Source organism: Paraliobacillus salinarum, assembly GCF_014083865.1.
Classification (GTDB): Bacteria; Bacillota; Bacilli; order Bacillales; family Amphibacillaceae; genus Paraliobacillus; species Paraliobacillus salinarum.
In genome coordinates, this window is record NZ_JACEFA010000017.1 from 24789 (window position 1) to 38818 (window position 14030).

15 protein-coding genes are annotated in these 14030 nt (G+C 34.7%); 12 read left to right on the forward strand and 3 right to left on the reverse strand.

Going from position 1 to position 14030, the window contains the following annotated elements; genetic code table 11:
• Window position 1 precedes the first annotated feature (1 nt).
• Entirely contained in the window at window positions 2–1063 is a 1062-nt protein-coding gene (gene thrC, locus HP569_RS12805; RefSeq protein WP_182201568.1) for a threonine synthase, read from the forward strand.
• Window positions 1060–1947, forward strand: a complete 888-nt coding sequence (thrB, locus tag HP569_RS12810) for a homoserine kinase (RefSeq protein ID WP_182201569.1) — start codon at window positions 1060–1062, stop codon at window positions 1945–1947. The genes thrC and thrB overlap by 4 nt, the downstream gene beginning before the upstream one ends.
• 535 nt (window positions 1948–2482) lie before the next feature.
• Here thrB and HP569_RS12815 read toward each other — a convergent pair.
• Window positions 2483–2728 carry a NifU family protein gene (locus HP569_RS12815; protein WP_246367228.1) on the reverse strand — a complete coding sequence of 82 codons (246 nt, stop codon included), beginning with the start codon at window positions 2726–2728 and terminating at the stop codon, window positions 2483–2485.
• A 143-nt stretch (window positions 2729–2871) separates the two neighbouring features.
• Here HP569_RS12815 and HP569_RS12820 point away from each other — a divergent pair, with 143 nt between their 5' ends.
• The 3 genes from HP569_RS12820 to dapF all read left to right on the forward strand — a co-directional run bounded on the left by HP569_RS12820 (window position 2872) and on the right by dapF (window position 5573).
• Entirely contained in the window at window positions 2872–3180 is a 309-nt protein-coding gene (locus HP569_RS12820) for a DUF1462 family protein (RefSeq protein WP_246367231.1), read from the forward strand.
• Between the two features lie 182 nt (window positions 3181–3362).
• Window positions 3363–4562, forward strand: a complete 1200-nt coding sequence (locus HP569_RS12825) for an MFS transporter (RefSeq protein ID WP_343051129.1) — start codon at window positions 3363–3365, stop codon at window positions 4560–4562.
• Between the two features lie 150 nt (window positions 4563–4712).
• A complete protein-coding gene (gene dapF / locus HP569_RS12830; protein ID WP_182201570.1) occupies window positions 4713–5573 on the forward strand; it encodes a diaminopimelate epimerase in 861 nt (286 codons plus the stop codon).
• A gap of 203 nt (window positions 5574–5776) precedes the next feature.
• Here the strand turns inward: dapF and HP569_RS14375 are convergent, their stop codons facing one another.
• Complete coding sequence (locus HP569_RS14375; protein WP_220464471.1) at window positions 5777–5875, reverse strand: putative holin-like toxin; 99 nt, start codon at window positions 5873–5875, stop codon at window positions 5777–5779.
• Window positions 5876–6277: 402 nt separating this feature from the next.
• On the opposite strand from HP569_RS14375, the gene HP569_RS12835 reads away from it, so the two are divergent.
• The 5 genes from HP569_RS12835 to HP569_RS12855 all read left to right on the forward strand — a co-directional run bounded on the left by HP569_RS12835 (window position 6278) and on the right by HP569_RS12855 (window position 10735).
• Window positions 6278–6637, forward strand: coding sequence for a HesB/IscA family protein (locus HP569_RS12835; protein ID WP_182201571.1), 360 nt, complete (start codon window positions 6278–6280; stop codon window positions 6635–6637).
• Window positions 6638–6913: 276 nt separating this feature from the next.
• Complete coding sequence (locus HP569_RS12840) at window positions 6914–7471, forward strand: GNAT family N-acetyltransferase (protein ID WP_182201572.1); 558 nt, start codon at window positions 6914–6916, stop codon at window positions 7469–7471.
• A 287-nt stretch (window positions 7472–7758) separates the two neighbouring features.
• Window positions 7759–8289 (forward strand): hypothetical protein, encoded by a 531-nt coding sequence (locus HP569_RS12845; protein ID WP_182201573.1) that lies wholly within the window; start codon window positions 7759–7761, stop codon window positions 8287–8289.
• Window positions 8290–8344: 55 nt separating this feature from the next.
• Entirely contained in the window at window positions 8345–8848 is a 504-nt protein-coding gene (locus HP569_RS12850) for a GNAT family N-acetyltransferase (RefSeq protein ID WP_182201574.1), read from the forward strand.
• A gap of 1152 nt (window positions 8849–10000) precedes the next feature.
• Window positions 10001–10735 carry a hypothetical protein gene (locus tag HP569_RS12855; protein WP_182201575.1) on the forward strand — a complete coding sequence of 245 codons (735 nt, stop codon included), beginning with the start codon at window positions 10001–10003 and terminating at the stop codon, window positions 10733–10735.
• A 107-nt stretch (window positions 10736–10842) separates the two neighbouring features.
• Here HP569_RS12855 and HP569_RS12860 read toward each other — a convergent pair whose 3' ends face one another.
• Entirely contained in the window at window positions 10843–11832 is a 990-nt protein-coding gene (locus HP569_RS12860; RefSeq protein WP_182201576.1) for an NAD(P)/FAD-dependent oxidoreductase, read from the reverse strand.
• Between the two features lie 214 nt (window positions 11833–12046).
• Here HP569_RS12860 and HP569_RS12865 point away from each other — a divergent pair, with 214 nt between their 5' ends.
• Entirely contained in the window at window positions 12047–13252 is a 1206-nt protein-coding gene (locus HP569_RS12865) for an NAD(P)/FAD-dependent oxidoreductase (RefSeq protein WP_182201577.1), read from the forward strand.
• 73 nt (window positions 13253–13325) lie between these two features.
• Window positions 13326–14003: a 3D domain-containing protein gene (locus tag HP569_RS12870; RefSeq protein WP_182201578.1), complete on the forward strand. Its 678-nt coding sequence runs from the start codon at window positions 13326–13328 to the stop codon at window positions 14001–14003.
• Window positions 14004–14030 lie beyond the last annotated feature (27 nt).

The window sequence follows — 14030 nt, forward strand, 5'->3', positions numbered from 1 at the left end:
AATGGCTTGGGAAGGATTACTAAAACATTATCAATCCTATTTACCTGTAGGAGAAAATACACCATTACTTACACTACACGAAGGGAATACACCCTTAATCAAGTTGGATAACTTATCAAAAAAATATGATGTAGAAGCATACGCCAAGGTAGAAGGTATTAATCCCACTGGCTCATTTAAAGACCGTGGTATGGTAATGGCGATGGCAAAAGCAATTGAAGCTGGCACAGAAGCTGTTATTTGTGCATCAACTGGAAATACATCTGCATCAGCAGCTGCTTTTGCTGCACGTGCAGGCTTACGTTGTATCATTGTTATTCCTGAAGGTAAAATCGCACAAGGGAAACTAGCGCAAGCAGTGATGTATGGGGCAGAAATTTACTCCATTAAAGGGAACTTTGACGATGCATTACGCATTGTTCGCAAATTAGGCGAACAAGATGGTATTACATTAGTTAATTCTGTAAATCCACACCGAATTGATGGACAGAAAACAGCAGCATTTGAAATATGTGACGTATTAGGTAGTGCGCCCGAATATTTATTTATTCCAGTAGGTAATGCAGGAAATATTACAGCTTATTGGAAAGGTTTTAAAGAATACAATGAACATAAACATACGGGCTTACCGAAAATGATGGGGTATGAAGCAAGTGGTGCAGCCGCAATTGTACATGACCGCGTTTTTGAAAATCCTGAAACAGTCGGTACAGCGATTCGAATTGGTAATCCGGCTAGCTGGAAACAAGCGGTGGCAGCACGTGATGAATCTGGAGGAACCATTGATGAAATAACGGATGAACAGATGATTGAAGCTTATCAATGGATGGCATCAAATGAAGGAATATTTGCTGAACCAGCATCTAATGCATCAGTAGCAGGTTTATTCAAAGCACTAGAACAAGGTAAAGTGAAAAAAGGTTCAAAAGTAGTTTGTGTGCTGACAGGTAATGGGTTAAAAGATCCGAATACTGCGATTGATTATAGCGAAATAAAACCAATTGTTCTTCCAAATGAAGAAGAGACAGTAATGAAAGAAATTTTAGGTAGTGTATCTGTATGAGTTGGGTGATCCATGTGCCAGCAACCACTGCGAATTTGGGTGCTGGCTTTGATTCAATTGGTGTAGCGTTAAATTTATATTTAACCTTAGAAGCCGAATTATCTGAGGAATGGGAGTTCATTCCTCTTTCTGATGGGATGGATGATCTTCCGTCAGGTAAGTCGAATTTAATATACGAAATTGCTTATCAAGTAGCTAACCAATTTGGATATGATGAAGTACCAGCATGTAGGGTGAAAATGACAAGTGATATACCTTTAGCTAGAGGATTAGGAAGTAGCGCTACCGCTATTGTTGCTGGAATTGAACTAGCAAATGTGTTGTTGAACCTATCTTTAACTACAGAACAGAAATTAGAGATTGCTACAGTGGTTGAAGGACACCCTGATAATGTTGCTCCTTCTATACTAGGTGGATGTGTCATTGGACATTATGATAATCAATTAAATTGGATTCATGTTCCGATACATGATCTGACTTTTTTAGCGATGATTCCTTCTTTTGAATTAAAAACATCGGAAGCAAGGTCTGTCCTACCAGCAACATTTTCTTATAAGGAAAGTGTACAAGCTAGTAGTGTGGCAAATGTTAGTGTGGCTGCAATCTGTCAAGGAAATTGGTCGTTGCTCGGTGAAATGATGGAGAAGGATCGTTTCCATCAGCCATACAGAAAAGCGTTAATTCCTCATTATGATGCATTAATGGAGCTTGTAAAAGAAGATGTTTATGGCGCATTTTTAAGTGGAGCCGGTCCAACCATGATTGCATTGGCAAATGAAGCGGTCATTAATCAGAAGCTAGAACAATGGAAAAATGCCTATCCCACTTTTCACTGGCTACCGTTGCAAGTGGAAAATAACGGTGTAACTGTAAAAGAAATATAATAATAGGTTTACTATTAGAGGTGGTGGCGTGATTTTCACGTCATCATCTTTTTTTATTGGGATATATCTAGTGAATAATGTTTAACAGACGTATTTGCTAGTGTTTTGTTCTCGAATGATGGGAAAATTAGTTTTATCGTACAATCGAGAGATGTTTTTCGATGTGAGTGAATGAAATGTAGAGTTATTCGAACAAAAGCGTCTGTTTTTTTGTTGCTAATGACTGAAATAAGGTGTTATTCGAACAAAAGCGTCTATTTTTTTGTTGTTAATGACTGAAATAAGGTGTAATTCGAACAAAAGCGTCTATTCTTTTGCTGCTAATGACCGAAATAAGATGTGATTCGAACAAAAGCCTCAATTTTTCCATTGCTAATGATCGAAACACGATATTATTCGATCACCAATGCCCTATTGTCTACTGCAAATGATCGAAAAAACACAATTTTATTAACACTCTGACAACATTTCGTTAAAAATTAAAAAAACGACACGATTAGTAAACGTGTCGCTTTTACATATGCATTTATATCATTTAAAATACTTGTTCAATTTCAGTAACGCCTGGAACTTCAGCCATAAGTGCGCGTTCGATCCCTGCTTTAAGTGTAATCGTTGAACTTGGGCAGTTTCCGCATGCTCCCATTAAACGAAGACGTACAATGCCTTCATCAACATCTACTAGCTCAACATCGCCGCCATCACGCAGTAAGAATGGACGTAATTTATTTAATACTTCTTGCACTTGCTCTTGCATCATCCATCTTCCCCTTTCTATCATCTTTTATTAGTATATCATTTTTTTGAAAAAAATCTATGCGTAAGATCACGTCATTTTCAAGAATTATTTTAACTTTCTCGAAAAGTTTTGTAAAATAGAATTAATAAAGGGATTAGATTATTGATTGAAGTGGAGGGATACAATTGATTCAGCTAATCGTTTATGGTGCAGAGCAGTTATGTGCAAGTTGTGTGAATGCGCCTAGCTCAAAGGAAACGTTCGATTGGTTACAAGCCGCTGTAGATAGAAAGTTTATTGATGCGAATCAAATTGTTTATACGTATATTGATATTTTTAATGAAGAAAATGCAGAAGAGCATCAGCATTGGATTGAACAAATCAAACGTGATGAATTATTTTATCCCGCAGTTGTAGTAAACGATACATTAGTAGATGAAGGAGTTATTCGAATTCAAAAAGTCTACCAAGCGATTCAAGAACAACTTAATTAAATAATGTAACAACCTCATTTATAAAAAAACAATAATGTCTTTGCAACTAATTAAAAAATATTGATAAACCTATATCCCCCAGGGTTTATCTGTTTGAGTTAAGGAGCCATATAAGATGATTAGTCCAATTTAAAAAACCCTCATTTTTATACGCGAAAAATTTTAATTTGGGGGATATAAAAATGAATAGAAGCTTTTCACTATTACTAACGGGACAGTCACTTGCAAATATTGGTGACGTCCTCTATATGGTAGGTATTATTAGTGCGATTTTTGGTTTAACAGGATCTGCCACAGCATCGTCTTTTGTACCATTTACTATAACAACATCAATGTTTGTGTCCAATTTATTAACGCCTTTATTGATTGAAAGAGTGAACTTGAAATGGTTATTGGCAGGTTCACAATTAGGAAAAACAATCCTGATGGTTGTATTAGGATTATTTTTAACTGGATTGTCGGGAACAAACTATCATTTGATATTCTTAATAATATCTGGTGTTGCATTGCTTGACGGATGTGCTAAGCCAATAATGCATTCAATGATACCGCAATATGTTAATCCTGATAAGCTAGTACAAGCAAACGGACTATCCGAAACAGTATTACAGCTTATTCAGACAGTTATGTGGTTTGTAGGGAGTTTATTTTTGGTACTGACGAGTCCACAACAAATTGTTTGGATCGTGAGCATTCTGTTTGTAGTATCAAGTGTTTTGTTGTGTTTCCTTGAAAGTGTTGACCAACAGAAAGAATCACAAAAAGGCAAATTGATTCAGATTAAAAAGGGTTGGAACGACTTATTATCTACTCCTGTATTACGAAAAATAGCGGTAATGGAGGTGTTAGAAACCGTAGCTGGAACCGTTTGGATTGCTGCTATTTTATATGTGTTTGTCAATGATGCACTACAAGTTGGCGAAGAGTGGTGGGGTTTTATTAACGGCTCGTTCTTTTTAGGGTTAATAGTTGGAAGTATATATTGTATAAAATATTCTACTGTGGTAGAGAAAAATCTAAGTAAACTAATTTTAATTAGTACCTTATTTAGTTTTGTGGTGACAATTCTGTTCGGCGTTACTAGCGTTCCAATTATAGCTTTAGTACTTTCTCTTGGAATTGGCATTTCTGAACAAATAAGGGCAATTCCTTTGCAAGCAATAATCCAGACCAGTGTTCCAAAGAAAAAATTAACAACAGTTTATACATCCTTAGGAGCTATATCAACAGGCATATTCGGAGTTGCATCTCTTATTATGGGAATATTGGCTGACTTGGTTGGAGTTAGAAGTGTTTTTCTGGTTTCAGGAGTGATGCTTGCTATCGTTTCCGTGATTGTATATAGAAATAAACATTTGTTTGTTCGAAATATAGTGGAGTAAAACGTAATAGTGTGGGTTTCAGAATTATTGCAAGCCCACACTATCATTTTTATAAAAATGAATACCTGCGACTATTGGGTGGTTTTAGACGGGAATTCTGTAAGTTTTTAATACTAAATTTAAAAAGAAATTACTAATTCGGAGGCTAATATGAACATACCTTTTACAAAAATGCATGGTTTAGGTAATAGTTATATTTATCTTAATTTGTTTGAATTAACGATCGAAGAAGACAAGTTATCTTCGTTAGCAATAGAAGTAGCAAATCCTAATACAGGAATTGGTTCGGATGGATTAATTTTAATTCAACCAAGTGAGGTTGCATCTGTAGGCATGCGGATTTTTAATAAGGACGGATCAGAAGGAAAAACCTGTGGGAATGGGATTCGGTGTGTTGCAAAATATGCTTATGAAAATGAGCTAGTACAAGAAAAAATGTTTACAATCGAAACAAAAGCAGGGAATGTGACAGCTGAAGTCCATGGCACGAAAGAATGTGTTAATGGGGTAACTGTTGATATGGGTGCGCCACGATTTAATCGTCAAGCAATACCAATGGATGGTGAGGGCGATAATGAAGTGGTTGCGGAGGCATTTGATGTAAGTCATCATCCGATGCAATTAACTGCTGTATCAATGGGAAATCCGCATGCAGTGTTTTTTGTTGATGATATTGAAAAAGCACCATTGTATGATCTAGGACCAGTAATTACCGTTGACCATCGTTTTCCAGAGGGTGTGAATGTTGAATTTGTTGAAATGATAAGTCCAACTGAAATGCATTTCCGAGTGTGGGAAAGAGGATCTGGTGTGACGCAGGCATGTGGGACAGGTGCTTGTGCTGCGACAGTTGCAGCAATTAAAAATAACTACGCACCAAAAGGACAAGAAGTTACTGTTCATTTAAGCGGTGGTGATTTATTCATCTGTTGGTCAGAAGATAATCGTGTTTGGATGAGAGGGCCTGCAGAAAAGACGATTGAAGGTACATTTTACTCTAATTGCTTTTAATCATGTATGCTAGCGAATCGCATGTGTAAAATAACTGGTTAATTTTTCGTGAAAATGTGGTATAATAAGTAATAAGAAAAGTATAGTAAAAAAGACCGTAGCGCTAACTACGGTCCCTAGATACCCATTCTTTGAATAGGGGATTGGCGTTATCTAGTGCTTTACCAGAAAATAGCCCTTACCCATTTGTGCAGAATAGGGGGCTATTTTTTTGCGTTAAAAACAGCAACAACGACAGCGATAAGCGCGATGATCATCGTAGCAAATGAGATCATAAGCGTCAAAGCTTGGAAAGTCGTCATGGCATCACCCCCTTTAGGGATAACACCAACCACCCTATCCTATTGATGTAGTTGTCGAATGAGTACCTACGTTCTATTGTACCATATATTACCTCTTTCTTATCTTTTGTTTAATAACAAATTTCCTTAATATCAAAGTTTACATGTTAATGTGCATAAAAATCATCTTATACAAAGTATTTTGAGTAATTTAATGGTAGCTATTGCTGGCGAATAAATCTAATCCTAAAAATAAGCGACAGTACATTCCCGTTTCTAATATGCGAAAAATAAACACATGATCTATTAAGGGTTTTACATTATCGAAGGAAACTTAAAACACATTATAATCCGTAAAGTTGAAGCGTAAAACAAATCCTTGTATACTGAAAATTGGAAATGGTATGTGAAGGAGGAATTTTAATGGCTTTAATAATTACTGATAATGCTCGCGCTCAAATAGAAGAAATGATGAAAGAAGAAGATCAAGAAACGGTTCGTTTACGCTTTGGTGTAAAAGGCGGCGGATGCAGTGGTTTGTCCTATTCGTTAGGTTTTGATTACGATGTGAATGAAGAACTAGATGCAAAAGAAGAAATTAACGGAATCCCCGTTACGATCTTTAAACAGGACATTCCAATTATCGAAGGCACAACCATTGATTTCAAACAAAACATGATGGGTGGCGGGTTTACGATTGATAATCCAAATGCCATTGTATCATGTGGTTGTGGCTCATCGTTTAAAGCAAAAGAACGTGAAGGTACACCAGGGGAGTGCTAAGTCAATGAGGAGCGGAGCATTTAAAGTTCAGTTGTAACTGCAAAATCTTCTGCCGGAAGTACAACAGAAGGTAATCAAAATACGATAGATAATAAGCACTTACTCTTGTAGGTGCTTATTTTTTTATGGTTGTTTTGAATACGTTGTGAAATTTAACTATTTCTAACAAAAAATTGGATATTTATGTTAGGATAGATTTAAGGATTGTAAATGATTGTTGGTGAACTAACGGGACAGAAGAGTTGAACAAAGATACATTTCTATGGGGGCTAAAGTATGAGCTTTGAAAATTTTTTAAAGAATATGCCTGAATTTGAAACTGAACGTTTAATTTTAAGAAAGTTATCTTTTGATGACTTAGATGATGTTTATGAATTTTGTTCTAATCCAAATGTTGCAGGTCCTATGACTTGGGAAACCAATAAGACGAAAGAAACAACACTTCAATTTTTGGAAGCTGTTATCAATGGATATGCTCACGGTGAAACAGGTGAATGGGGAATTGTTTGGAAAGAATCTAAAAAAGTAATTGGAGTTGCTGCAATAATTGAGTGGAGTAATAAACATCAAAGTATTGAAGTTGGATATTTTTTATCAGAACAATATTGGGAGAAAGGGATTGTAACAGAAGCATTAGATAAAATCATTGAATATGGTTTTACGGAGCTATCTGCTAATCGGATAGAAGGCAGATGTGATATTGATAATATAGGTTCTCAAAAAGTGATGAAGAAATTAGGTATGAGATATGAAGGTACATTACGCCAAAATGAATTTATTAAAGGAGAGTTTCGAGATACTCAATTCTACTCAATTCTATTCAATTCTTGCTAATGAATTTAAAGGCAATTAAAAATCTAATTCAAGTAACGAATTTCCTCTAAATGATAGTTCTAACTCTATCGGTGCTCTTTTATCACATATTGCGCTAGATTGAATTTGTGCATCAAACTATTTCTTTTGAAAAAAGTGATTTAAGAAGAACTGAATACCTAAGTTGCCAATTGCATTGAAATTAGTGGATAAAGCAAGAGATGTAATTAGGATCCATCATACTTGACTATTCTTTAGATTTATTATCACAAGTTAGAGAAAATACATTACAGAATAGGGGAAGTAAAATGAAAAGAAAATTGACCATTGGATTTTTGTTTTTAATCGTTTTTCTAACTGGATGTGTAAAAGAGCAAACTTTTGAAGAGTTTTTTCATGAAGAGATGGAAGAAATGCATGAGGGAGAAGAGAATTATTCGTATTCTCTTGTTTATACCAAGTTAAATGTCGTTAATGAAGATGATGCAATTGCTATATTTAATGAACAAAATGAGCGGGGAGAACAAATATTCATAGCCTATTTCAAAAAACAAGATAAAAAATGGGAATGGAAACAAACAACCGGAAACAAATGGGATTCTCCTGTTAAATGGACTGCTATGAATCAGCCGCCCTATATTTATTCTGGGCTTATTTATAATAATGCAATAACTGAAGTATTTGTAGGCGAAGAGCAAGGGATAATTATGGAATTTGAAAATGATAAAAGGTTTTGGTATGCAATTAGTCCAAAACAAGATAATGAAGTTTTCTATATTAGAGAAGATGGCAGTAAGCAGAAGATAGAACAAGTTGAGCATGATGATAACAAAAATTAGAAAAGTTAATCTTGCAAAGTTGGCAATAAATTTAGTATAGAAGAGGTGTGGGAATATGCCCTATGTCAAAACAGATAGATTAACGCTAGTTACTTTCACGATTGAGATGATGCGAGCAGCGTTACTCAGCAATAAAGAATTAGAAAAAATAACAACTTTTAATGTTCCTCCAGAGTACCCTATGGAAGTTTATAAAGAATTACTTCCATATAAAATAGAAAGATTCAGTCAATATCCAGAAGAGAATGAGTGGGAGGGTATTATTGTTCATACCGGAGATAATGTGATTATTGGTGATTTAGGTTTTAAAGGTGGCCCAGACGAAAATGGAGAAATGGATTTAGGATACAGCATTCTACCAAAGTATCAAGGTAATAGATTTGCTACTGAGATGGCTGTTGCGATGGTTCGGTGGGGGTTGAAACACCCAAAAGTTAAAAAAATAACAGCAAGCTGTTCAAATGAAAATCAAGCTTCTATACGTGTATTAGAAAAAGCAGGATTAAAACAGACTGACATAAAAGACAATGAAATTTACTGGGCTATTGAAAATAAGTAAACTACTTTACTTCAACAAACTTTTCTAATGGTAGAAGTTGAATGTAAATTAAAGTGGCAATCCGAAATAAAAAAATTTGATACGTGGAGGATTATTGTGAAAAATCTATTGCTAATTGGTTCGTACTTGTTGGCTTTTATAATAAACTTGATCCCATCAATCAAACATCCTGATTCGACTATTAGCATATTCAACTTACTAGTAACGATACTCTTTATAGTCTTGTTACTCGTGTACTCGAAAAAAGAAGGTAAGATATTAAGAGTTTTTTCAATATTCGGGATTATATCAGGAGTCATTGTATTTGGCATCACAACATTTGAACACGCTATGATTGGAAATGGAATATTAGATGCAATCGCCTCAATACATTTTCCTTTCTACCTAACCTTTATAACACCTCTATTTGGCATAAATATGTTATTTGACCTAAGTTACGGGTTTTACTCATTGTGGATCTCATTGTTTTATGGAGTTTTATTCGCGTTAACGGTCTATTTTAAAAAGTACTAATTTAAAATTTCTAGATATTATGGTAACAGTGTTTTTTAGACTAATTTCATAAGGGAGCTGTTGTGTAGGTTGAGATTATTGTATTATTTCAATTATTAATTACATTAGCGACTTTTATAGTCCCGATATTAATCATCGGTGTTGTTATTTATGTCATTAAATTAATGAAACAAAGAAATCAATATCTAAAAGAAATTAGAGATGAACTAAGAAACAAATTAATTGACAAGAATGAATAAATTTAACCAGTGGTGGGTGCTATCACATAAACTAATGGTGGTAACAATGCGTTAAGACAATCTGACAGAAAAGGGTGATGTTATGGGGTTTTGGTATTTTTTAATATTATTTGCAGGGGTATTTTTAGTTGTTAAAGGGCTAAGTGGGGATAAAAGAATCAGCTTAATAATTGTGGGACTTCTATGTATTGGGTTCTCAATATTTATGTTTTCCCCAGGAAGTGCAGACATTATTTCGGAATTATTAAATTTGGATTAGATCTTTCATTAACATCTTTAACTTCTCTGTCTTCTGTCAATTTTAGAGCATTTTAAATAACAACTACTTATTAATTTAAAAAATATGCTCTTGTATTAACGAGCAGAGAATACAAATTTAAAAGGAATGAAGGGATATATGATGGCGTGGACAAAAAAGGAAAGTAATCATTATATATTTCATTATCACATTGGGTCACTTGCAGAAAAGGATATAGAGGAGATAATAAACATACAAGAAAACTGCTATGATGTTATTTCTAATTGTTTAAATGTTGAAATGAAACAAAAAATACATTACTTCTTGTGTGAGACACCTACAGAAGTGGGTGAATTATTTGGTGACAACGAACCTTGCAATGGTTGTGCGAAAGAACCAAATGAAGTATTTGCCGTCTACAATTCGGAAGTAAAATGTATAGGATTTCATGAAGATGCTCATTTGATTTCATATAAACTATCAGTGCCACCTCAAACCTTTTTAAGGGAAGGGCTGGCAATGTTTTTTGACAAAGTTTCTTTAGGAATACCTCAGTATATGTGGATAAAGTATTTTATTGATCATGGTTTATATGTAAAAGTAGAAGACTTAGTTATAAATAAAAATTTTTATAAATACAGTGATTTAGTGACTTATCCTATTGCTGGTGCATTTGTAGAATATCTCATATTGAAATATGGTATGGAAAAATTCAAAGCATTTTATTGTTCTGTAAATGAAGACTTCAATAAGTGTTTTTCTCAAGTATTTAAAATTTCTGTATCTGAGTCAAATATGCAATTCATAAATTATATAAACTGTTTAGGATACAATGATACGATTACTGACATCATTAAAAATGAAATACAAGATAAAAATATAATTGGAATTACCTAAATTAACATGTATTCTGTGCTTGCTCCTCATCATTGAAAGCAAAAAGAGAAGTTGCCAAATAATTAGCGACTTCTCTTTTTCTATACATTCGTATAACCCAAATAAATTTACTCAAACATACTGGTTGAGTGCTTCGGTTGGACACGCGCATCTGGTTCGATATATGCCTTCGCATTATTAATTGCGGTAGGCCCTTCACCAAATCCAGTGGCAATTAAGTTGACTTTTCCAGGATAGGTAGTTATATCTCCAGCTGCATATATACCTTCAACAGATGTTTCCATTTTTGTATTGACCACGATACTATTTTTCTCAATCTCCATGCCCCAACCTTTAATCGGACCTAAAGAGGAGATAAATCCATAATTTACAATAACGTCATCAACATCAATCGTAACCACATTCTCTCCTTTTACTTCACTCACTTTTACTTGTTCAATATGATCTGCACCAACAAATGCTTCAGGTACATAAGGCGTTAATACTCGGACGTTTGAATTCATTAATTGTTCTACACTATGCTCATGCGCCCGGAATTTGTCGCGACGGTGTACAAGCGTTACTTCTTTTGCGATTGGCTCTAGCATTAATGCCCAATCAACTGCAGAGTCACCACCACCAAATAATACAACACGCTTATCTTTGAATTGCATCATATTATCAACAAAATAATGTAAGTTGCGACTTTCATATGCTTCCGCTTCCTTTAAAGCTAACTTACGTGGTTGAAATGCACCGTTCCCAGCTGTAATAATGACCGTTTTTGTATAGTGTACATCTGAATCTGTTGTTAATTGAAATGTACCGTCTTCTAGGCGCTCGACTTCTTGTATTTCTTGGTTCAATGCAATCGTAGGATCAAACATATCTAATTGTTCTTTTAAATTATTTACAAGATCCTGTGCTCTAACTTTTGGGAATCCTGCGACATCATAAATGTATTTTTCAGGATACAAGGCACTTAACTGCCCTCCAATATGTGGTAGGCTTTCAATTATTTTAACACTGGCTTGTCTTAGACCGCCGTAAAAAGCTGTAAATAATCCGGTTGGTCCAGCGCCAATGATGGTTATATCATAAACATTGTTTTCGCTCATTTGAATTTCCTCCTATATTAACGCTTGAATAAGTAGATAACCAACATTTTAACATATTTTTAACTAAAAGTAGTACTGTTGTAGTTAGTATATAAAAGATTGCTTGAAAAATAATAAAAAAGCACCTAAGATTGATTTAGAGATAAATAGTACAATTTTGTGACCATTTTTGTGAATGTATGAACTTCACAAATCAAAGGATGGAAGTGAGCGTATGGGGAAACCGACAATATTAATATTAGGCGCAGGATACGCTGGTATTACGACAGCGATAATGTTGCAGAAGAAGTTAGATAAAACGGATGCAACAATAAAGTTAATTAATAAACATGCTTATCATTATCAGACGACTTGGCTACATGAAAATGCAGTTGGAACATTGCCAGATCATCAAGTGAAAATTCCGATTGAATCTGTCATTGATACAGATCGAATTGATTTTATTGTGGATACCGTAACTCATATAAAATCAGAAGAGCAGCGCGTGTCATTAAAAAAACATGGCGATTTAACATATGATTATCTTGTTGTTGCTTTAGGATTTGAAACAGAAACATTTAATATTCCCGGTATAAAAACACATGCGTATACGATTAACAGTGTATATCAGGCAGGTTTTTTAAGAAAAGAATTGGAAAAGAAGCTCACTACTTATAGGAGGGCAGACAAACAGACCCCTTTTTCTATTGTAGTTGGTGGTGGTGGATTTACTGGAGTGGAATATTTAGGTGAATTGACTGATCAATTACCGTCTTTGTTGGAAAAATTTCAATTGGATGAACAGAATATAGAGATACTTTCTATCGAAAAAGAACAGTCCGTTATGCCAGGATTTGATTTGGAATTGGGCGAATATGCGATGCAAGTATTAGAAAATAAAGGTGTAACATTTTATTTGGGGATGGCAGTAAAGAGTGTTCACACCGATTATGTTGTTGTGGAGAAGAATGGACTAACAGAAGAGATTCCAACATCCATTTTTATTTGGACAGCAGGTGTTAGATCGAATCATTTAATTGAACAATCTGATTTGGAACATGTGGATGGCAGTGTTGAAGTGTCAGATGAGTTGCGTGCGCCTAATAGAGATAATGTTTTTGTTTTAGGCGATTGTACAACAATTAGCTCCACAGATCATAATCAAATTACCTCGTCTACTGCACAAATAGCTATTCAGCAAGGAAAAGTGTGTGCCAAAAATTTAGAAAGATTAATCAAAGGAAAGTCGAATGAATTACTTTCCTTTCACTATAAAGAGCACGGTTTAATTGCTTCGCTAGGAAAAAGCGATGCAATCGGTGTCTTGTACAATAATAGAAAGGTTTTTGGAAAAGAAGCTGTTTTATTAAAGCGGATTAATGAAAACCGAGTACTACATCAAATTGGTGGTTTCCCTATGTTGTGGAAGCGGAAAAAATAGCAATAAAGCAATAGAATGTATATTTTTCTATCAGATAGGACATGCTTACACCCAGAAAGAGGTGTAAGTATATATGTTATGGTTAAAGCGATTTTGTATGAGTATTCTTTTTCTAGCCGCTTGTTACTCTACGTTTGTTGTTGCGACAAACATGTCACTAGAAGAGATGATAACTGGATTTGATCATACAGAAGTTGTTAACGAACATAAAGTAGATATACAACCTAGTAAAACATTACAATTAGTCGATAATCAAGTGAAGACGAAAACAAAAAAGCAAAGTGCTCCATCAATTGCACAACCAGAATCCCCTGCTCGTTTGGAGGATGTAATTAACTTAACTTCCTATCCAACACATACAGTCATGGCAACTGGTTATACAGCAGGAGTAGAGTCAACAGGGAAAACGCCAGATCACCCTGCATATGGGATCACTTACTCTGGTGTGCAAGTGACTAGAGATCTGTATTCAACAATTGCAGCAGACTTATCTATTTTTCCTATTGGAACGATTTTGTTTATTCCTGATTATGGATATGGTGTTGTTGCAGATAAAGGTGGCGCAATTAAAGGGGATAAAATTGATTTGTATTATCCCACTGTTCCTGATGTGTACAAAAATTGGGGTAAAAAAGAAACGACCGTTTACGTCATTAAAAAAGGTGATGGGACATTAACAGAAGAAGTTCTATCGCAATTAAATGAGACAGAAGCATTGCAAGTATTTAGAGATCAAATAAAAGAAAGCTAACATCCTATATAGGTTGTTAGCTTTCTT

Bases quoted from the DNA above. Each gene is read 5' to 3' on its own strand.
- HP569_RS12850 (WP_182201574.1), top strand. From the start codon at position 8,345: ATGCCCTATGTCAAAACAGATAGATTAACGCTAGTTACTTTCACGATT.
- HP569_RS14375 (WP_220464471.1), bottom strand. From the start codon at position 5,875: ATGACGACTTTCCAAGCTTTGACGCTTATGATCTCATTTGCTACGATG.
- HP569_RS12825 (WP_343051129.1), top strand. From the start codon at position 3,363: ATGAATAGAAGCTTTTCACTATTACTAACGGGACAGTCACTTGCAAAT.
- thrB (WP_182201569.1), top strand. From the start codon at position 1,060: ATGAGTTGGGTGATCCATGTGCCAGCAACCACTGCGAATTTGGGTGCT.
- HP569_RS12840 (WP_182201572.1), top strand. From the start codon at position 6,914: ATGAGCTTTGAAAATTTTTTAAAGAATATGCCTGAATTTGAAACTGAA.
- HP569_RS12835 (WP_182201571.1), top strand. From the start codon at position 6,278: ATGGCTTTAATAATTACTGATAATGCTCGCGCTCAAATAGAAGAAATG.
- HP569_RS12845 (WP_182201573.1), top strand. From the start codon at position 7,759: ATGAAAAGAAAATTGACCATTGGATTTTTGTTTTTAATCGTTTTTCTA.
- HP569_RS12815 (WP_246367228.1), bottom strand. From the start codon at position 2,728: ATGATAGAAAGGGGAAGATGGATGATGCAAGAGCAAGTGCAAGAAGTA.
- HP569_RS12855 (WP_182201575.1), top strand. From the start codon at position 10,001: ATGGCGTGGACAAAAAAGGAAAGTAATCATTATATATTTCATTATCAC.
- dapF (WP_182201570.1), top strand. From the start codon at position 4,713: ATGAACATACCTTTTACAAAAATGCATGGTTTAGGTAATAGTTATATT.
- thrC (WP_182201568.1), top strand. From the start codon at position 2: ATGGCTTGGGAAGGATTACTAAAACATTATCAATCCTATTTACCTGTA.
- HP569_RS12865 (WP_182201577.1), top strand. From the start codon at position 12,047: ATGGGGAAACCGACAATATTAATATTAGGCGCAGGATACGCTGGTATT.
- HP569_RS12870 (WP_182201578.1), top strand. From the start codon at position 13,326: ATGTTATGGTTAAAGCGATTTTGTATGAGTATTCTTTTTCTAGCCGCT.
- HP569_RS12860 (WP_182201576.1), bottom strand. From the start codon at position 11,832: ATGAGCGAAAACAATGTTTATGATATAACCATCATTGGCGCTGGACCA.